This window comes from Streptomyces sp. NPDC051064 (genome assembly GCF_044455985.1).
GTDB lineage: Bacteria > Actinomycetota > Actinomycetes > Streptomycetales > Streptomycetaceae > Streptomyces.
The window spans coordinates 1,061,149-1,080,430 of record NZ_JBITFK010000002.1; the positions used below are offsets into that span (position 1 = coordinate 1,061,149).

A 19,282-nucleotide genomic window follows, 5' to 3' on the forward strand; every position below is an offset into this window, starting at 1 on the left:
AGCCTCACCCCTCACAGAGAAGCTTCAGCCCTGCACGGTGAGACCTCAGCCCTTCACGGTGAAGCCGGCCCGCAGGAGGGCGTCGTCGGACGAGGACGGGCCGACGAGCAGCTCGAAGGCGCCGGGCTCGACGACGCGCCGGCCGGCGGCGTCCACGAGGGTGCACTCGGAGACAGGCAGCTCCAGCAGCACCTCGCGCTCCTCGCCCGGGGCCAGCGTCACCTGCCGGTAGGCCTTGAGCTCCTTCTCGGCCCAGGTCACGGACGTCACCGTGTCGCTGATGTACGCCTGCACGGTCTCCAGGGCAGGCCGCGCACCCGTGTTGCGGAGGGTGACGCGGGCCCGCAGCGTGTCGCTCTCCCCGACGCTCGCCGTGAGCACCTCCAGACCGGAGTACGCGACGGTGGTGTAGCTCAGGCCCTCGCCGAACACGAAGGCCGGGCGCTGGGTGAGATCGGCGTACCGGGAGCCGTGCTGCCCGCGGATCTGGTTGTAGTACGTCGGCTGCTGCCCCGCGTGCCGGGCGAAGGAGACGGGCAGCCGGCCCGACGGCTCGACGAGTCCCAGCAGGACCTCGGCCACCGCACGGCCGCCCTGCATGCCCGGGTTGAAGGCGTGCAGGATCGCCGCCGCGCCCAGCGCGGACGGCGGCAGCACCAGCGGCTTCGAGCTGATGACCACGACGACCAACGGCTTGCCGGTCGCGGCGAGCGCGTCGAGCAGCGCCACCTGGTCACCGACGAGTTCCAGGGTCGCGGTCGAGCGCCCCTCGCCGACCAGCTCGATGCGGTCGCCCACCACGACGACGACGTGATCGGCGGCCTCGGCAGCGGCGACGGCCTCGGCGATCAGGGTGCCGGAGGGCTCCGCGGGCACGACGACATCCGGGCGGGGCTGCCCGTCCGGAAAGAACGCGCCCTCCGGGTCGGGACCCACGGAGAGGATCTCGGCGCCCCGCGCGTAGGTGACGTGCCAACTGTCCGGGACGTGCTCGCGGAAGCCGTCGAGCACCGTACGGATCATGTCGCGCGGGTGGCCGTCCGGCAGCCAGTCCGCCTGGCCGGAGGAGCCCGCCCAGTCGCCCAACTGGGTCTGCGCGTCGTCCGCGTTGGGGCCGATGACGGCGACCGTACGCGGCGCGGAGCCCGCTCCGGCGACGGCGCGTCCGTCCTGGCCGACGGTGAGTCCGCCGGCCAGCGGCAGGTTGCCGTCGTTGGTGAGCAGGACCAGCGAGCGGCGGGCGGCCTCCAGATTCAGCACAGTGTGCCGGGAGCTGCCGATGACGGCGGCCTGGCGGGCGGTGTCGGGGTGGCGGGGGTTCTCGAAGAGGCCGAGCTCGAACTTCAGGGTCAGGACGCGCCGCACCGCCGCGTCGATCTCCGCCTCGTCCAAGGTGCCTTCGGCGACCGCGTTCTGCGCGCCCTCGAAGAACTGCGGGGTCGTCATCACCATGTCGTTGCCCGCGCGGACGGCCGCCGCGGCGGCCTGGGTGTGGTCGGAGTAGATCTTCTGCTCCCACACCATGCGGCCGACGTTGTCCCAGTCGGTGACCAGTGTGCCGGTGTAGCCCCACTCGCCGCGCAGCACCTCGTTGAGCAGCCAGTCGTTGACGGTGATCGGCACCCCGTCCATGGACTGGTAGCCGAGCATGAACGTACGGCAGCCCTCGCGGGCGACCCGCTCGAACGGCGGGAGGAACCAGGAGCGCAGCTTGCGCCGGGAGATGTCGGCCTCGCTCGCGTCTCGGCCGCCCTGCGTCTCGGAGTACCCCGCGAAGTGCTTGGCGCAGGCCAGCACCGCCGTCGGGTCACTCAGCCCCTCGCCCTGGTAGCCGCGGACCATCGCCGATGCCAGCTCGCCGATCAGGAAGGGGTCCTCGCCGAAGGTCTCGCTGACCCGGCCCCAGCGCAGGTCCCTGGTGATGCAGAGCACCGGCGAGAACGTCCAGTGGACGCCCGTCGCCGCGACCTCGACTGCGGTGGCCCTCGCGACGCGCTCCACGAGCTCCGGGTCCCAGGTGGCCGCCAGGCCCAGCTGCGTGGGATAGATCGTGGCCCCCTCCCAGAAGGAGTGGCCGTGGATGCAGTCCTCCGCGACGAGCAGAGGGATGCGCAGCCGGGTCCGCTCGGTCAGCGCCGCGGCTTCGAGGACACGCTCGGGGGAGGCGTGGAGGATCGAGCCCGCGTGCAGGTCCTCGATGAGGTGACGTACCCCGTCCTTGGCGTTCAGCTGGAGCATCTGACCGGTCTTCTCGGCCAGGGTCATGCGGCCGAGGAGGTCGCCGACCCGCTCGGCGACGGGGAGGGCGGGGTCGAGATAGGGCAGGGAGGGGGCCACCGGGGGGTCCTTTCGCGACATGGTTCGCCTTCACCATAGAGTCAATACCGACCACCTGGTAAGTATCTCCGGGGCTCAATCTCCGGGCCGGACCCCGGGCGGTTGAATGGGTGTCCGATGGACCGAAGTGCCGGCCTGACCCAGGCCGGCGGACCGGGAGAGTGGCGAGTGTCGGCCGAAGCACCGCGCGGCTACGCGAAGGGCCGCGCCAAGCGGCGCGAGATCCTCGATCAGGCCATGTCCCTGTTCGGTGAGGCCGGTTACCGGGGCGCGTCGCTGCGGGTGATCGCGACCCGCTGCGGCATCTCGCACACCGGCCTGCTGCATCACTTCCCGACCAAGGAGGCGCTGCTGCTCGCCGTGCTGGAGCACCGCGACGACGTGGACGACGAATGGCTCTCGCTCGGCGGCACCACCGGCGTCGAGAGGCTGCGGCGCTTCGCCGAGCTGGCCGCGCTGAACTCCGAGCGGCGCGGGATCGTCGAACTCTTCTCGGTGGTCTCCACCGAGGCGACGGCCGCCGACCACCCCGCCCACCGGTACTTCGTGCGCCGCTACGAGAACTCGGTCGCGGGCGCACAGCGCACCTACGAACAGGTGCGCAAGGAAGGCGCGTTGCGAGCCGGTATCGCCCCGGCCGCGGCGGGCCGGCAGCTGATCGCGCTGATGGACGGGCTCCAGGTGCAGTGGCTGCTCAGCGACTGCGCCACGGACATGGCGGGCATCCTGCGCGCGCACATCGAGGCGCAGCTCACCGTGGAGTTCTGAGGCCCGGCGAGACGGCCGGCGCGCTCCGGCCGTCTCAGATAGTAGGAAGTCCGAGTATCTGTAGAGACAGATGGCCCGCGCTGTCCTAACTTTGTAGAAGCCGAACGAATCGCTGATCCAGCGACCGGCGTGTGAGCGTGCCCCGAGCAGGCAATCCCTGCGGCAGCTCCCCGCCCTGCCGGCGCCTCGAAATCCCGATCTCGATATCCGTCGTGCGAAGTCCCGATCTCGAAATCCACGCGATCTCAAGGAGTCGATCCCTCATGGCCGAGACCACTGTCCGCCGCGTCCGTCACAGCTCCCGCTCCGCCGACGCCGAGACCACTGTCCGCCGCGTCCGTCACAGCTCCCGCTCCGCCGAGTCGGAGCGCAAGAACGCCGCCGCCGCCCTGCAGCGCGCCCTCGATCGCCGGGACAACGGCGGGTCGACCGGCCACTGAGGTCCGGATCCCGCCCCATGGCACCCGTCCCCCGCGGGGACACACGGTGTCCGTATCGTGGACGTCGCATGTCATGGGGTGGGACGGAAGCTAGGGTGCCTGTATGTCTCGCAGCATCGATCTCGCAGTGATCCCCGGCGACGGTATCGGCCAGGAGGTCGTCACCCAGGGCCTCAAGGTTCTCAACGCTGTTCTCCCGCAGGATGTGAAGCTGGAGACCAAGGAGTACGACCTCGGCGCCCAGCGATGGCACCGCACCGGTGAGACCCTCCCCGACGCGGAGCTCGAGGCCCTCAAGGGCCACGACGCCATCCTGCTCGGCGCCATCGGTGACCCGTCCGTGCCGTCGGGCGTGCTGGAACGCGGTCTGCTGCTGAAGCTGCGCTTCGCCTTCGACCACTTCATCAACCTGCGGCCGTCGAAGCTCTTCCCGAACACGGCCACCCCGCTGGCCGGCCGCCCCGAGATCGACTTCGTCGTCGTCCGCGAGGGGACCGAGGGCCCGTACACGGGCAACGGCGGTTCCCTGCGCACGGGCACGGAGCACGAGGTCGCCACCGAGGTCAGCGTCAACACCGCCTACGGCGTCGAGCGCGTCGTGCGTGACGCCTTCGCGCGTGCCGCGGCCCGCCCGCGCAAGAAGCTGACGCTGGTCCACAAGAACAACGTCCTCGTGCACGCCGGCCACCTGTGGAAGAACACCTTCGACAAGGTCGCGGCCGAGTTCCCCGAGGTCACCACCGACTACCTGCACGTCGACGCCGCGACGATCTTCTTCGTCACCCAGCCGGAGCGCTTCGACGTCATCGTCACCGACAACCTCTTCGGTGACATCCTCACCGACCTGGCCGCAGCCGTGACCGGCGGCATCGGCCTGGCCGCGTCCGGCAACATCAACCCGACGGGCGCCTTCCCGTCCATGTTCGAGCCGGTGCACGGCACCGCGCCCGACATCGCGGGCCAGGGCAAGGCCGACCCGACGGCCACGATCCTCTCCGTCGCCCTCCTGCTGCGGCACCTCGGCTACGAGGCCGAGGCCGTGCGCATCGAGGGGGCCGTCTCCGCCGACCTCGCGGAGCGTGACGGAAAGAACGCACGTACCACCGACGAGATCGGCGACGCGCTCGCGGTACGCGTAGCGAGCTGACCCGACGTCTCCACTTAGAAGCCGCCGGGTCGCAAACCGCACCCGGCGGCTTCTTCTCGCGGTCTCCGGGTGCCACCATCGACCCCTGGACCGCGTTTTCGCGTCGCGTGAGCGTCACGGTGAACGTCACCGCAATCACATCATTTCGTGCACAGCCGCCCCCGGGAGATAATCGAACGCGGGACCGCGGCACGCGGTAGAGCTCGGACGTCCTACAACCTGCCCGGCGGCTGCCGGGCGGGAGCGGGCGTGAGCGCGGTCCATCACACACAAGACCGGTGAAGGACACGCACTCATGACGACGCCCACGATCGAGCTCAAGCCCTCCTCGCACCCGCTGTCCGACGCGGAGCGCGAGGCGGCCATGGCCAACCCCGGGTTCGGCCGGTACTTCACCGACCACATGGTGACGATCAGCTGGACCGAGGGCCGCGGCTGGCACGACGCGCAGCTCGTGCCGTACGGCCCCCTATCGCTCGACCCGGCCAACATGACCCTGCACTACGGGCAGGAGATCTTCGAGGGCCTCAAGGCCTACCGGCAGCCCGACGGCTCGGTCGCCACCTTCCGGCCCGAGGCCAACGCCGCCCGCTTCCAGCGGTCCGCCGCCCGCATGGCGATGCCGGAGCTGCCCGTCGAGACCTTCATCGAGGCCTGTGACGTCCTGGTCCAGCAGGACCAGGCATGGGTCCCGCCGCACGGCGGCGAGGAGTCCCTCTACCTGCGCCCGTTCATGATCGCCGCCGAGGTGGGGCTCGGCGTCCGCCCGGCCAACGAGTACCTCTTCGTCGTCATCGCCTCTCCCGCCGGCGCCTACTTCCCCGGCGGCGTGCAGCCGGTCTCGATCTGGCTCTCCCAGGACCGGGTGCGTGCCGTCCCCGGCGGCGTCGGCGACGCCAAGACCGGCGGCAACTACGCCGCCTCCCTCCTCGCCCAGGCCGAGGCGGCGGAGCAGGGCTGCGACCAGGTCGCCTACCTCGACGCGGTCGAGCACAAGTGGGTCGAGGAGCTCGGCGGCATGAACCTCTACTTCGTGTACGGGCAGGAGGACGGCGGCAAGCGGATCGTCACCCCCTCCCTCACCGGCTCGCTGCTCGCCGGGATCACCCGCGACTCCCTCCTCACCGTGGCCCGTGACCTCGGTTACACCGCCGAGGAGGGCCGCGTCTCCATCGACCAGTGGCGCACGGACACCGAGAACGGCACCCTCACGGAGGTCTTCGCCTGCGGCACCGCCGCCGTCATCACGCCCGTCGGCACCGTGAAGTCCGCAGGCGGCGAGTGGACCCAGGGCGACGGCACCCCCGGCGAGGTCACCATGAAGCTGCGGGACCGTCTGCTGGACATCCAGCGCGGCACCGCCGAGGACACCCACGGCTGGATGCACGAGCTCGGCTAGTCATCCGCCGTGCCCACGAAGGCCGCGTCCCCCACCCGGGGGCGCGGCCTTCGTCGTCCCACGAGTTTTGAGCGCTGCTCAAAACCTGGTTAGAGTACTGCTCCAACCAGGAGGTGCCGTGACGTGCGACTGACACCGACCGAACGCGACCGGCTGCTGCTCTTCGGCGCGGCCGAGCTGGCCAGGGCCCGGCGCGCCCGTGGTCTGCGGCTCAACGTGCCCGAAGCGACCGCCCTGATCGCGGACACCGTCTGCGAGGCGGCCCGGGACGGACGCAGACTGGCCGAGGCGATCGAGGCCGCCCGCGCCGTCCTGGGGCCGGACGACGTGCTGCCGGGCGTGGCCGACGTCGTCACCGAGGTGCAGGTGGAGGCCGTGTTCGAGGACGGGTCCCGGCTCGCCGTCGTCAGCGCCCCCCTCGACGGCGGGACGCTCGGCGACGACGCCCCCGGCGCGCTCCTCCCCGGCCCCGCGACGCCCGGGCCGGAGCCCGCCGTGCGGCTCACCGTCCGTAACACCGCGACCGTCCCGGTCAGCGTGACGTCCCACTTCCACTTCTTCGAGTCCAACCCCCGGCTCCACTTCGACCGCGCGGCGGCGTACGGGATGCGGCTGGGTGTGCCGGCCGGCTCCTCCGTCCGCTTCGGCCCGGGGGAGACCGCCGAGGCCGCACTCGTCCCCATCGGCGGCGACCGGATCGCGATCGGATTCGCCGGGCTCGTCGACGGGCCGCTCGACGCGCCGGGCGCCAAGGAGGAGGCGCTGCGCAGGGCGGCGGCCTGCGGCTACCTCGGAGCGGGGGAGGGGGAGTGATGGATCCGTACGCATACGCCTCCGTGCACGGGCCGCGCGCCGGGGACCGGATCAGGCTCGGCGACTCCGGGCTGACCGTGCGCGTGGAGTCCGACGCCCAGAAGCAGGGCGACGAGTTCCTCGCCGGCTTCGGCAAGACGGCCCGCGACGGCCTGCACCTCAAGGCCGTCGCCGTCCGGGAGACCTGCGACGTCGTCATCAGCAACGTCCTGGTCATCGATGCCGTGCTCGGCATCCGGAAGGTCTCGATCGGCGTCCGTGAGGGCCGCATCGCCGCGATCGGACGGGCCGGCAACCCGGACACCCTCGACGGGGTCGACGTGGTCGTCGGGACGGGCACCACCATCGTCTCCGGCGAGGGCCTGATCGCGACGGCGGGCGCCGTGGACCCCCATGTCCATCTGCTCTCCCCGCGCATCATGGAGGCGTCCCTGGCCTCCGGCGTCACCACGATCATCGGCCAGGAGTTCGGCCCGGTCTGGGGCGTGGGCGTCAACTCCCCGTGGGCCCTGCGCCACGCCTTCAACGCCTTCGACGCCTGGCCCGTCAACATCGGCTTCCTGGGCCGCGGTTCGTCCTCCCACGAGGCGCCGCTGGTCGAGGCGCTCGCCGAGGGAGGCGCCTGCGGCTTCAAGGTCCACGAGGACATGGGCGCCCACACCCGCGCACTGGACACCGCGCTGCGGGTCGCCGAGGAACACGACGTCCAGGTCGCCCTGCACAGCGACGGGCTGAACGAGTGCCTGTCCGTCGAGGACACCCTGAGCGTGCTCGAAGGCCGTACGATCCACGCATTCCACATCGAGGGCTGCGGCGGCGGACACGTGCCCAACGTGCTGAAGATGGCCGGAGTCCCCAACGTCATCGGGTCCTCCACCAACCCGACGCTCCCCTTCGGCCGGGACGCGGTCGCCGAGCACTACGGGATGATCGTCTCCGTCCACGACCTCAAGACCGACCTCCCCGGCGACGCCGCGATGGCCCGCGACCGGATCAGGGCGGGCACGATGGGCGCCGAGGACGTGCTGCACGACCTGGGCGCCATCGGGATCACCTCCTCCGACGCGCAGGGCATGGGCCGGGCCGGCGAGACCGTACGCCGCACCTTCGCCATGGCCGCGAAGATGAAGGCCGAGCTCGGCCCGATGGAGGGCGACGGTCCGGACGACGACAACGCTCGTGTGCTGCGCTACGTCGCCAAGCTCACCGTCAACCCGGCCATCGCCCACGGTCTGTCGCACGAGGTCGGCTCCATCGAGACGGGCAAGCTCGCCGACATCGTCCTCTGGCGCCCCGAGTTCTTCGGCGCGAAGCCCCAGCTGGTCCTGAAGTCCGGCTTCCCCGCCTACGGAGTCACGGGCGACCCCAACGCGGCCACGGACACCTGTGAACCCCTCGTCCTGGGGCCGCAGTTCGGTGCGTACGGGGCGACGGCCGCCGACCTCTCCGTCGCCTTCGTCGCCGAGGCCGCCACCCAGCTGGGCGCCGACCTGATGCCCACCCGCCGCCGCAGGGTCGCGGTCCGGGGCACGCGCTCCATCGGACCGGCGGACCTGCGCCTCAACTCCCGTACCGGGACCGTCGGCGTGGACGGCGAGACCGGCCTCGTCACCCTCGACGGCGACCCCCTGCGCTCACCGGCCGCCGAATCCGTCTCCCTCAACCGCCTCTACTTCCTCTAGGCCCTCTCGTTCGGGCCGTGCCGGGCGCGCGTGGCCTGGCACGCACTCCCCCAAGGCCTTGAGGGCCCACGCACCAGACCCCGCTCCCTGATCCCGCCTGACCCGGACGAAAGAACCGAGGACCCGCCATGACCTTCCGCATGCCGCCCGAGTGGGCCCCCCACGAGCGCACCTGGATGGCCTGGCCGGGCCCCAACCCCACCTTCGCCACCGGCGCCGAGCTCGACGAGGCCCGCCGGGCCTGGGCCGGCGTCGCCCGCGCGGTACGCCGCTTCGAACCCGTCACCGTGATCGTCGGGCCGGGCCAGGAGGACAGCGCCCGGGAGCTCCTCGGCCCGGACATCGAGACGGCCGTACGTCCCCTCGACGACGCCTGGATGCGCGACATCGGCCCCACGTTCGTCACCGACGGCCGACAACTGGCTGCGGTGGACTGGACGTTCAACGGCTGGGGCGCCCAGGGATGGGCCCGCTGGGAGCACGACCGGCACATCGCGCGGGCCGTCGCCGAGCTCGCCGGCGTCCCCGTGCACAGCTCGCCCCTGGTCAACGAGGGCGGCGCGATCCACGTGGACGGCGAAGGCACCGTGCTGCTCACCGAAACCGTCCAGCTGGGCAAGGAGCGCAACCCCGGCTGGACCCGGCAGGCCGTCGAGGACGAGATCCACGCCCGCCTCGGCACCGAGAAGGCGATCTGGCTGCCCCGGGGCCTGACCGGGGACTACGGAACGTACGGCACCCTCGGCCATGTCGACATCGTCGCAGCCTTCGCCCGCCCGGGTGTCGTCGTCGCCCACGTCCAGCCGGACCCCTCCCACCCGGACCACGACATCACCCGCGAGACCGTCCGGACCCTGCGGGCCGCCACCGACGCCCGGGGCCGCCCGCTGGAGGTCGTGGAGGTCCTCGCACCCACGGCGCTCACCGACGCCGACGGCGCGTGGGCGGACTACTCCTACATCAACCACTACCTCTGCAACGGCGGAGTGGTCCTCTGCGCCTTCGACGACCCGAGGGACGAGGAGGCGGCGGCCGTCTTCGGCGACCTCTTCCCCGACCGTGCGGTGACACCCGTCGACGCCCGTACGATCTTTGCCGGTGGTGGAGGCATCCACTGCATCACGCAGCAACAGCCCAGGATCTGAACCGTGCCCCGTACCCCGCGCCGTCGCAACATCGCCCCGCCCAGGGAGGACGTGCTCGCCGCCGTCATGGCCACCGTCGCCGAGCGGGGGCTCGACGGGCTCACCATGGCGGGACTCGGCCGGGAGGTGCGGATGAGCAGCGGCCACCTCCTCTACTACTTCCGCACCAAGGACGAACTTCTGCTGCAGACCCTGGAGTGGAGCGAGGCGCGGCTCGGCGCCGAACGCCGGGCCCTGCTCACCGGCCCCGGCACCGCGCGTGAGCGGCTCGACGCCTACATCGCGCTGTACGTCCCCGACGGCCACCGCGACCCGCACTGGACGCTCTGGCTGGAGGTCTGGAACCGCTCGCAGGGCGCCGACGACGACGCCCGCGCCCGGCAGGCCGCCATCGAGGACGCCTGGCACCGCGACCTCACGGAGCTGCTGGCCGAGGGCATCGCGCGCGGCGAGTTCCGCGCCGTCGACACCGACCGGGCCGCCACCCGCCTGCGGGCCCTGCTGGACGGCTTCAGTGTCCATGTCACCGTCGGCATCCCCGGCACCGGACGGGAACAGGTCCTGGACCAGATGCGCAGATATGCGGACGAGACGCTCACGCCTCCCGGGCCGGCCGCCCCTGCGACGGACATCACGCCCGCATCCTGAGACGGGCCGGGACCCGGGAGCGCCGCTGTGCCAGACTGCGGGCGTGTCCTCGTTCGCCATGATTATCGGCAGCAGGCGCGCCGGTCCGCAGTGACCGTCCCGTACCACCACGTACGGAACGGACATCGTGCCCCAGACCCGCGCGCAGACCTCTCGCACCCGCGAGGGGTTTTTTCGTTTTCCGGCCCACACCACGGCCGGGGCGAGGCACGCGAGATGATGGGGGCAAGTGGAGCCGATTCGTCCGGATCCGCTCACCCGACAGGAGTCAGATCAGCATGACCACCAAGGCCACGGCCCCCGACGACACCTTCCATGTCTTCGACACCACCCTGCGCGACGGTGCGCAGCGTGAAGGCATCAACCTGACGGTCGCGGACAAGCTGACCATTGCCCGGCATCTGGACGACTTCGGCGTGGGCTTCATCGAGGGTGGCTGGCCCGGCGCCAACCCCCGTGACACCGAGTTCTTCGCGCGCGCCCGGCAGGAGATCGACTTCGAGCACGCCCAGCTCGTCGCCTTCGGCGCCACCCGCAGGGCCGGCGGCAGGGCCGCCGAGGACCCGCAGGTACAGGCGCTCCTGGACTCCGGCGCCCCGGTGATCACGCTGGTCGCCAAGTCCCACGACCGCCATGTGGAACTGGCCCTGCGCACCACCCTGGACGAGAACCTGGAGATGGTCCGAGACACCGTCAGCCACCTCCGGGAGCAGGGCCGCCGGGTCTTCGTCGACTGCGAGCACTTCTTCGACGGCTACCGCGCCAACCCGGGGTACGCCAAGGCGGTCGTGCGCACCGCCCATGAGGCCGGCGCCGACGTGGTCATCCTCTGCGACACCAACGGCGGGATGCTCCCCGCCCAGGTGCAGGCCGTCGTCTCCACCGTCCTCGCCGACACCGGCGCCCGGCTCGGCATCCACGCCCAGGACGACACGGGCTGCGCGGTCGCCAACACCCTGGCCGCCGTCGACGCGGGCGCCACCCATGTGCAGTGCACCGCCAACGGCTACGGCGAGCGGGTCGGCAACGCCAACCTCTTCCCCGTCGTCGCCGCGCTGGAACTCAAGTACGGCAAGACCGTCCTGCACGAGGGCGCGCTCGCCGAGATGACGCGTATCTCCCACGCCATCGCCGAGGTCGTCAACCTCACGCCCTCCACCCACCAGCCGTACGTGGGTGTCTCCGCCTTCGCGCACAAGGCCGGGCTGCACGCCTCCGCGATCAAGGTCGATCCTGACCTCTACCAGCACATCGACCCGGAGCGGGTCGGCAACACCATGCGGATGCTGGTCTCCGACATGGCCGGCCGTGCCTCCATCGAGCTCAAGGGCAAGGAGCTCGGCATCGACCTGGGAGGCGACCGCGCACTCGTCCAACGGGTCGTCGAGCGGGTCAAGGAGCGCGAGCTCAAGGGCTACACCTACGAGGCGGCCGACGCCTCCTTCGAACTGCTGCTGCGTTCGGAGGTCGACGGCAGGCCCCGCCGCTACTTCCGCGTCGAGTCCTGGCGGGCCATCGTCGAGGACCGCCCCGACGGCACCCACGCCAACGAGGCGACCGTGAAGCTCTGGGCCAAGGGCGAGCGGATCGTCGCCACCGCCGAGGGCAACGGCCCGGTCAACGCCCTGGACCGGGCGCTGCGGGTCGGCCTGGAACGCATCTACCCGCAGCTCGCCAAGCTGGAGCTGATCGACTACAAGGTCCGCATCCTGGAAGGCCGCACCGGCACCGAGTCCACCACCCGGGTGCTGATCACCACGGGCGACGGATCCGGTGACTGGGCGACGGTCGGCGTGGCCGAGAACGTCATCGCCGCGTCCTGGCAGGCCCTGGAGGACGCCTACACGTACGGCCTGCTGCGCGCGGGCGTCGAGCCGACGGACTGACGGCGCGACCCTACTGGAGCCGCCACTTCTGGTTGGCGGCTCCGGTGCAGGTCCAGATCTGGACTCGGGCGCCGTTCGCCGAGGACCGATCCGTCACGTCGAGGCACTTGTCCGCTGCGGTGTTGACCACGTCCCCCGTCGACGCGTCATACGTCCAGCGTTGCGCGCCCGAGCCGTTGCAGGTGTACAGCTGGACCTTTGCTCCGTCGGCCGTGGAGCCCGAGGTGACGTCCAGGCAGGCGCCGAGCACCGTGATGCTCCCGTCGCCGCCGACCGTCCAGTGCTGGTTGGCCGCGCCGGTGCAGTCCCAGATCTGGACGGGGGTGCCGTCGGCGCCGGTGTTGCCCGTGGCGTCCAGGCACGTGCCGCCGGTACCCGCGAGGGCGCCGCTGCTGCCCGAGGAGCCCGACTGGGTGCCCGACCAGGTGAACGTGGCCGAGGTGCGGCCGGGCAGCGAGTAGGTGAACTTCTGCCCGCCCCAGTTGACGGTGACCTGCTGGGCGGACGCCGATCCGTTGTACGCGATCAGCGCCTTCGAGCCGTCCGGGTTGCGCCACGCCACGTTGGGGACGGTGGAACTGCCCGTGGAGGCGATGCGGGCGGCGCCGGGCCGGACGTACTTCGTCAGGTGGCCCATCGTGTAGTACTCGATCGTGTAGTCGACCTGACCGTGCCTGCTGTCCCCGTTGTGCACGGTGACCAGCCCGTCGCAGGTGCCGCAGCCGCCGTTGTGCGGGCCCCGGTTCTGGTCGACGGCCAGCGACCACTTGGTCACCGACTTCGCCCAGTTGCGCGTGTAGTCGATGATGTCGAGCATGTCCTCGCGCTGCTGGTCGGCGATCCACGTGCCGCCCGAGTGCTCGGTCTGGAAGGCGTCCAGCTCCGGGTACCGGTTGTGCACGGTGGTCTGCTTCGCGATGTCACCGCCGTACCCGTGCCAGGCGATCCCGCCGAAGTTCGGGTGGCTGCGCACCGCCGCGTCGTCCACCGTCGCGGCGGCGTACGCGTCGTAGGTGTCCCAGTTCCAGTCATGCGCCAGCACCTTGGTGGACAGGCCCGCCGACTGGAGCTTCGGCAGCAGCTCGCTCTTGGTGAAGTAGGCCAGCCCGGAGCCGTTCCAGCTCATCGACGGATAGCCGGAGCAGCAGGTCGGCTCGTTCTGCGCGGTGACGTAGTCGACCGGGACGCCTTGGTCCTTCCATGCCTGGAGGTACTTCACGAAGTAGTTCGCGTAGGTGCCGTAGTTCTCGGCCTTCAGCCAGCCGCCGTTGAGCTGTCCGCTGTCCTTCATCCAGGCCGGCGCGGTCCACGGAGAGGCGACCGTGGTCAGCGCGGGGTTGAGCTGCTTCGCCTGCCGGGTGAGCGGCAGCACGTCCTGCAGATCGTGTGCGATCGAGAAGCCGGCGAGGCTCGGGTCCGTCCGGCCGGCCGGCATGTCGTCGTACGTGTAGCCGAACCGCGCCAGGTCGGAACCGCCCATGGGATTGCGTACGAACGAGAGCCCGATGCCCTCCGTGGGGGAGAAGAGCTTCTTCATCGTCTCGTCGCGGGTGGCCTGGCTCAGTGCCCCGCTGCCCTTCATCAGCCAGGCCGCCGTGTCCGTGAACGAGGCGCCGCCGCCGGTGAAGGTCTGGTAGCGCGTGTTCTCGTCGACGGTGATGTTCGTGCCGGAGCTGCCGTTGCCGGAGCCGAAGGCGATCGGCGTCTGCTGCTGGAGACCTCGGGTGACATGACGTCCGCCGGAGTCGTCCGTGGTGGTCAGCACGATGTTCACGGTCTCACCGGCGGCCTGTGCGGTACCGGAGGAGAGTCCGGCCAGTCCCGCGGTCGCGAGCGCCGTCGCGACGAGGACTCTCACCGCTCTGCTTGTCCGAATCATGGGCTGCTGCCTTTCTCGGCAGGGGCGTGGGGGAAGTGCCGTCGAACGAGCCGTGAGTGAACTGCTCTTACGTGTTCGCGTCAAGACCTTCGTTCGTTCGAGAAGTGAACAGAAGCTCCGCCGGACCTGCTTCGATCTTGGGTACGGACCAATGTCGGCGTGAAGTATTGACGCCTCTGTTCCGGCGCGGTTAACTCCAGCCGCAACGCCGGTACCGGTTCCGGGACCGGTTACGGAACCGGTACCGAAGCCCGGCCCCACCCCCCGTCCTGCCTTGTCCCTGGAGGCCCCGTTGCGTGTCACCATCGCCGATGTCGCCCGTGAGGCCGGCGTCAGCAAGACGACCGTGTCACGGGTCATCAACCTCAAGGGCGAAGTGGACGGTTCCACCGCCGCCCGCGTTCGTGAAGTGATCGCGGACCTCGGCTACGTACCCAGCTCCGGCGCCGTCGGGCTGGCACGTGGCCGCAGCCGTACGGTCGGCCTGCTGGTGCCCTCGTTCACCTGGCCCTGGATGGGTGAGGTGCTCCAGGGGATCGTCGACACGGTCGAGGCCGCCGACTACGGGCTCCTGCTCTTCACGTGCACCCGGGGCGCGCAGTCCGTCGAGCGCTTCACCACCCAGGTGTCGGCGCGCGCCTTCGACGGGCTCGTCGTCGTCGAACCGGAGAACACGCTCGACCAGCTCACCGCACTGCACCGGTCCGGGCTGCCGATCGTCCTGATCGACGACCGGGGCCACCACCCTGAATTCCCCTCCGTCGTGACCACCAATCACGAGGGGGGCGCGTCCGCCGCCCGCCATCTGCGGGACGGGGGGCGCACCAGGCCCCTGGTCGTCACCGGCCCGCGGCACTTCGGCTGCGTCCGCGACCGGCTCGAGGGCTTCCGTTCGGTCCTGCCCGCCGACCTCGTCGTGGAGGGGGACTTCACCGAGCGCCGTGGCCGTCTCGCCGTGGAGGAACTCCTCGCGGCCGGCACGGAGTTCGACTCCGTCTTCGCCCACAACGACATCACCGCGACCGGGGTCCTGCGGGCCCTGAGAGCCGCAGGCCGCCGCGTACCCGACGACATCGCGGTGGTCGGCTTCGACGACATCCCGATGGCCGAACACACCGAACCGCCGCTGACCACCGTGCGTCAGCCCACGCGGCAGATGGGCGAGGCGGCGGCGAGCCTGCTGCTCTCCCACCTCGGCGGCACCGCCGTACCGGACGGACCGGTCGTGCTGCCCACCGAACTGGTCGTGCGCCACTCGGCGCCGTAACGGACCCGGCCCCGCCGGTCACCCGTCCGCATCCCCGAACCAGCCGCACCCGCACACGCCACACCCGCACCCCGCGCGTCCAGCGCTGCCACCACCGCCGGATCTCCCAGACCCGCAGTCCTCCTGGAGTCGCCATGTCCGTACGCCGTCGTCACACTCTGAGAGCGCTCTCAGTCGCCACCGCCGTGGTCGCGCTCGCCGCCGGCTGCTCGTCCGCCAACTCGGGTGCCAACAAGGGGGGCGGGGCCGGTGCGTCCGGTGTCCTGACCCTCGGCAAGCCGGACGGACCGCAGACGAACAACAGCAACCCGTTCCTCGCGACCTCGGCGAGCGCCACCCTCGGCTACCGCTTCATGATCTACGAGCCGCTGGCGATGACGAACCAGATCCGCCCCACCGACAAGGCGGACCCGTGGCTGGCGACCGCGTGGGACTGGGAGGCCAACTTCACCAAGGTCACCTTCACCCTGGACGACCGGGCCAAGTGGGCCGACGGCAAACCGCTGACCGCCGAGGACGTCGCGTTCACCTTCGAGCTGCTCAAGAAGCACCCGGCGCTCAACGGCAACGGCATCCCGTACGACGGCATCACCGTCGAGGGCAAGAAGGTCGTCCTGACCTTCAAGGACTCCCAGTTCGTCAACCAGAACAAGATCATCACGACGTACGTCGTGCCCAAGCACATCTGGGAGAAGGTCGAGAACCCGGAGACCTGGCCCAACCGCACCCCGGTCGGCTCCGGCCCGTACAAGCTGAAGACCTTCACCCCGCAGACCACCACCCTGACCGCCACGCCCACCTACTGGAAGGGCGAGACCAAGGTCAAGGAGCTGCGCTACACCGCGTACAACGACAACAGCGCGGCGACGACGGCCCTGGCGAACGGCAAGGTCGAGTGGTCGTTCGTCTTCATGCCGAACTACAAGCAGCTGTACGTCGCCAAGGACCCGAAGAACCACAAGCTCTGGTTCCCCTCCGGGCTCGGCATCCACGGGCTGTGGTTCAACACCGCCCGCAAGCCGTTCGACAACCCGGCCCTGCGCAAGGCGATGGCCATGGTCGTCGACCGCAAGGCGATCCACGTGCAGGCCCAGGCGACGCTCTACCCGGAGATCAGCAACCCGACCGGCATCCCGCTGCCCGCCGGTGACCCGTTCCTCGCGCCGGAGTACAAGAGCGCCACCACCGAGCCCGACGTGGACGGCGCCAAGGCGCTCCTCAAGGACGCCGGGTTCCAGCTCAGTGGCGGCGTCCTCAAGGACCCGAGCGGGAAGCCGGTGGAGCTGACCTTCACCGACCCGGCCGGCTGGAACGACTACATCACCGGGCTCTCGATCATCAAGGACAACATCAAGCAGCTCGGCATCGAGGCCAAGGTCAAGACGCAGACCGCCGAGGCCTGGGGCAACGACGTGGCCACCGGCAACTTCGACGCCACCCTGCACTGGACCAACAGCGGCGCCACGCCGTACGACATGTACCAGAACATCATGGACGGGGCGATCCTCCAGCCCGTCGGCAAGAGCTCCCAGCTGGGCAACTTCGGCCGCTTCAAGAGCCCCGAGGCCACCGCGGCCCTGAAGGAGTACGCCAACGCGACCGAGGACGCCACGCGTACCAAGGCCATGAACACGCTCCAGAAGATCATGGTCGAGCAGGCGCCGGTCATCCCGACCGCCGCCGCTCCGATCGGTGCCGAGTACTCCACGAAGAACTGGGTGGGCTGGCCCACCGAGGAAGACCCGTACGCAGCCCCGCAGCACACCCAGCCCGACGCGCTGGAAGTCGTGCTGAACCTCAAGCCCGCCAAGTGAGCACGGGGAAGAACCGGCCATGACCACCGAACAGTCCGCAGACGTGCGCACCGCGACCGACGTGGTGCTCGAAGCACGCGGAGTCACCAAGCACTTCCCCGTACGGCGCACCGCCGGCGACCTCGTCGCCCGCAGACGCCGCACCGTCCACGCCGTCGACGACGTCTCGCTGAAGCTCCGGCGCGGCACCGTCACGGCCCTGGTGGGGGAGTCGGGCTCCGGAAAGTCCACCGTCGCACGGCTGCTCGCCCAGCTGTACCCGCTCACCGCGGGCGAGATCCAGCTGGGCGGCACGGCGGTGAAGGCCGGACGTGGCCGGTCCTTCCGCAGATACGTCAAGCAGGTCCAGCTGATCTTCCAGGACCCGTTCGCCTCGCTCAACCCGGTGCACACCGTGCGCTACCACCTGACCCGCGCCCTGAGGATCCACGGCCGGGCGGGGAGCGGGGACGCGGAGCTGGAGACGAACCTGGCGGCCGTGCTGGAACGCGTCCAGCTGACTCCTCCTCATCAGTTCCTGGACAAATTCCCGCACGAGCTGTCCGGAGGGCAGCGCCAGCGCGTCGCGATAGCGCGCGCGCTCGGCGCCGATCCTCAGGTGCTGCTCGCCGACGAACCGGTCTCGATGCTCGACGTGTCGATCCGGCTCGGCGTCCTCAACCTGCTGCGCGACCTCAAGGAGCGCCTGCACCTCGCGATCCTCTACATCACCCACGACATCGCGTCCGCCCGCTACTTCGCCGACACCACCCTGGTGATGTACGCCGGCCGCATCGTCGAGGGCGGCGACAGCGAGCAGGTCACCCAGCAACCCGCGCACCCCTACACCCAGCTGCTGATCGCCTCCGCGCCGGACCCCGACCGGGTGGCGGACGAGGAGGCGCAGGAGGAGACCGGGAGCGGCGAGCCGCCCTCCCTGATCGCCCCGCCGGACGGCTGCCGCTTCCACCCCCGCTGCCCGAAGGCCATGGAGCGCTGTCGCACCGAACTGCCGCCCCGCTTCGACCTCGCGGACGGCCAGTGGGCCGCCTGCTGGCTGTACGACGGCACCACCGCCGAGGGAGCAGCGAAGTGAAGTACATCCTCCAGCGGATCGCCTTCTACGCGGTCACCGCGTGGGCCGCCATCACCATCAACTTCCTGATCCCGCGCCTGATGCCGGGCGACCCCGTGGAGGCTCTGATGAGCCGCTACCAGGGGCAGCTCGACACCACCGCCATCGCCTCCCTGAAGGCCCTGTTCGGGCTCGACGAGAACCAGTCCCTCTGGTCGCAGTACACCGACTACTGGTCGAGCCTGCTCGACGGTGACCTGGGCCTCTCCTTCACCTACTTCCCGACCCCGGTGGGCGAGGTGCTCTCGGACGCGCTGCCCTGGACGCTCGCCCTCGTCGGGGTCACCACCCTCATCAGCTTCCTGCTCGGCACCGGCATCGGCGTCTACAGCGGCTGGCGGCGCGGCTCGTGGCTGGACGGACTGCTGCCCGTCACCACCTTCATCTCGTCCGTCCCCTACTTCTGGCTGGGACTCATCGCCATCTCGCTGTTCGCGGTGAAGTGGCCGCTGTTCCCCTTCGAGGGCGGCTACGACAGCTCCCTCGTCCCGGCCTTCGACTGGCCGTTCGTCTCCAGCGCCCTGTACCACGGGGTCCTGCCCGGGATCACGATCGTGCTCAGCGCCGTCGCCGGCTGGATCCTCGGCATGCGCAACATGATGGTGACCGTCTCCTCCGAGGACTACGTCATGGTGGCGCAGGCCAAGGGGCTCTCCGAGCGGCGGGTGATGTTCTCCTACGCCGCCCGCAACGCGGTCCTGCCCAACATCTCCGGCTTCGCCCTCTCCCTGGGCTTCATCGTCAGCGGCACGCTGCTGGTCGAGATGGTCTTCAACTACCCGGGCATCGGCTTCCGGCTGCTCCAGGCGGTCGGCGCGAAGGACTACCCGCTGATGCAGGGCGTCTTCCTCATCATCACGCTCTCCGTGCTCGCCGCGAACCTGCTGGCCGACATGGCCTACGCCCTCCTCGACCCCCGCACCCGGAAGGAGGCCTGATCACC

The 19,282-nt window shown here is 70.4% G+C and carries 15 protein-coding genes; 13 read left to right on the forward strand and 2 right to left on the reverse strand.

All coding sequences use genetic code 11. The annotated features are described in order from the left end of the window. Positions 1-45: 45 nt before the first annotated feature. Positions 46-2,337 carry a glycoside hydrolase family 3 N-terminal domain-containing protein gene (locus ACIBCU_RS11725; protein ID WP_399230910.1) on the reverse strand — a complete coding sequence of 764 codons (2,292 nt, stop codon included), beginning with the start codon at positions 2,335-2,337 and terminating at the stop codon, positions 46-48. A gap of 168 nt (positions 2,338-2,505) precedes the next feature. On the opposite strand from ACIBCU_RS11725, the gene ACIBCU_RS11730 reads away from it, so the two are divergent. From ACIBCU_RS11730 to cimA, 9 genes are all read left to right on the forward strand, one after another. Next, the gene (locus ACIBCU_RS11730) at positions 2,506-3,105 is read left to right on the forward strand and encodes a TetR/AcrR family transcriptional regulator (protein ID WP_399230828.1); all 600 of its coding nucleotides are present in this window, start codon (positions 2,506-2,508) and stop codon (positions 3,103-3,105) included. Positions 3,106-3,368: 263 nt separating this feature from the next. Next, positions 3,369-3,545, forward strand: a complete 177-nt coding sequence (locus ACIBCU_RS11735; RefSeq protein ID WP_399230914.1) for a hypothetical protein — start codon at positions 3,369-3,371, stop codon at positions 3,543-3,545. Between the two features lie 103 nt (positions 3,546-3,648). Then, the gene (locus ACIBCU_RS11740; protein WP_362939479.1) at positions 3,649-4,692 is read left to right on the forward strand and encodes a 3-isopropylmalate dehydrogenase; all 1,044 of its coding nucleotides are present in this window, start codon (positions 3,649-3,651) and stop codon (positions 4,690-4,692) included. Positions 4,693-4,987: 295 nt separating this feature from the next. Beyond that, positions 4,988-6,091, forward strand: a complete 1,104-nt coding sequence (locus ACIBCU_RS11745; RefSeq protein WP_399230830.1) for a branched-chain amino acid aminotransferase — start codon at positions 4,988-4,990, stop codon at positions 6,089-6,091. A 123-nt stretch (positions 6,092-6,214) separates the two neighbouring features. After that, positions 6,215-6,904, forward strand: coding sequence for an urease subunit gamma (gene ureA / locus ACIBCU_RS11750; RefSeq protein WP_362939484.1), 690 nt, complete (start codon positions 6,215-6,217; stop codon positions 6,902-6,904). Next, a complete protein-coding gene (locus ACIBCU_RS11755; RefSeq protein ID WP_399230833.1) occupies positions 6,904-8,586 on the forward strand; it encodes an urease subunit alpha in 1,683 nt (560 codons plus the stop codon). Before ureA ends, ACIBCU_RS11755 begins: the two co-directional genes overlap by 1 nt. Before the next feature lie 128 nt (positions 8,587-8,714). After that, entirely contained in the window at positions 8,715-9,731 is a 1,017-nt protein-coding gene (locus ACIBCU_RS11760) for an agmatine deiminase family protein (protein ID WP_362939490.1), read from the forward strand. Between the two features lie 3 nt (positions 9,732-9,734). Continuing rightward, positions 9,735-10,379: a TetR/AcrR family transcriptional regulator gene (locus ACIBCU_RS11765; RefSeq protein ID WP_399230837.1), complete on the forward strand. Its 645-nt coding sequence runs from the start codon at positions 9,735-9,737 to the stop codon at positions 10,377-10,379. 278 nt (positions 10,380-10,657) lie between these two features. Beyond that, on the forward strand, positions 10,658-12,265 hold the full coding sequence (gene cimA / locus ACIBCU_RS11770; protein WP_362939496.1) for a citramalate synthase: 1,608 nt from the start codon (positions 10,658-10,660) through the stop codon (positions 12,263-12,265). A gap of 10 nt (positions 12,266-12,275) precedes the next feature. Here cimA and ACIBCU_RS11775 read toward each other — a convergent pair whose 3' ends face one another. Next, positions 12,276-14,144: a ricin-type beta-trefoil lectin domain protein gene (locus tag ACIBCU_RS11775; protein ID WP_399230839.1), complete on the reverse strand. Its 1,869-nt coding sequence runs from the start codon at positions 14,142-14,144 to the stop codon at positions 12,276-12,278. Positions 14,145-14,436: 292 nt separating this feature from the next. On the opposite strand from ACIBCU_RS11775, the gene ACIBCU_RS11780 reads away from it, so the two are divergent. From ACIBCU_RS11780 to ACIBCU_RS11795, 4 genes are all read left to right on the forward strand, one after another. Beyond that, the gene (locus ACIBCU_RS11780) at positions 14,437-15,411 is read left to right on the forward strand and encodes a LacI family DNA-binding transcriptional regulator (RefSeq protein ID WP_362939502.1); all 975 of its coding nucleotides are present in this window, start codon (positions 14,437-14,439) and stop codon (positions 15,409-15,411) included. A 134-nt stretch (positions 15,412-15,545) separates the two neighbouring features. After that, on the forward strand, positions 15,546-17,225 hold the full coding sequence (locus tag ACIBCU_RS11785) for an ABC transporter substrate-binding protein (RefSeq protein WP_362939505.1): 1,680 nt from the start codon (positions 15,546-15,548) through the stop codon (positions 17,223-17,225). Positions 17,226-17,244: 19 nt separating this feature from the next. Beyond that, positions 17,245-18,300: an ABC transporter ATP-binding protein gene (locus tag ACIBCU_RS11790; RefSeq protein ID WP_362939508.1), complete on the forward strand. Its 1,056-nt coding sequence runs from the start codon at positions 17,245-17,247 to the stop codon at positions 18,298-18,300. Continuing rightward, positions 18,297-19,277, forward strand: coding sequence for an ABC transporter permease (locus tag ACIBCU_RS11795; RefSeq protein ID WP_362939511.1), 981 nt, complete (start codon positions 18,297-18,299; stop codon positions 19,275-19,277). Before ACIBCU_RS11790 ends, ACIBCU_RS11795 begins: the two co-directional genes overlap by 4 nt. Positions 19,278-19,282 lie beyond the last annotated feature (5 nt).

Coding starts and splice junctions, on each gene's coding strand:
- ACIBCU_RS11735 (WP_399230914.1), top strand. CDS start 3,369: ATGGCCGAGACCACTGTCCGCCGCGTCCGTCACAGCTCCCGCTCCGCC.
- ACIBCU_RS11740 (WP_362939479.1), top strand. CDS start 3,649: ATGTCTCGCAGCATCGATCTCGCAGTGATCCCCGGCGACGGTATCGGC.
- ACIBCU_RS11745 (WP_399230830.1), top strand. CDS start 4,988: ATGACGACGCCCACGATCGAGCTCAAGCCCTCCTCGCACCCGCTGTCC.
- ACIBCU_RS11755 (WP_399230833.1), top strand. CDS start 6,904: ATGGATCCGTACGCATACGCCTCCGTGCACGGGCCGCGCGCCGGGGAC.
- ACIBCU_RS11760 (WP_362939490.1), top strand. CDS start 8,715: ATGACCTTCCGCATGCCGCCCGAGTGGGCCCCCCACGAGCGCACCTGG.
- cimA (WP_362939496.1), top strand. CDS start 10,658: ATGACCACCAAGGCCACGGCCCCCGACGACACCTTCCATGTCTTCGAC.
- ACIBCU_RS11775 (WP_399230839.1), bottom strand. CDS start 14,144: ATGATTCGGACAAGCAGAGCGGTGAGAGTCCTCGTCGCGACGGCGCTC.
- ACIBCU_RS11785 (WP_362939505.1), top strand. CDS start 15,546: ATGTCCGTACGCCGTCGTCACACTCTGAGAGCGCTCTCAGTCGCCACC.
- ACIBCU_RS11790 (WP_362939508.1), top strand. CDS start 17,245: ATGACCACCGAACAGTCCGCAGACGTGCGCACCGCGACCGACGTGGTG.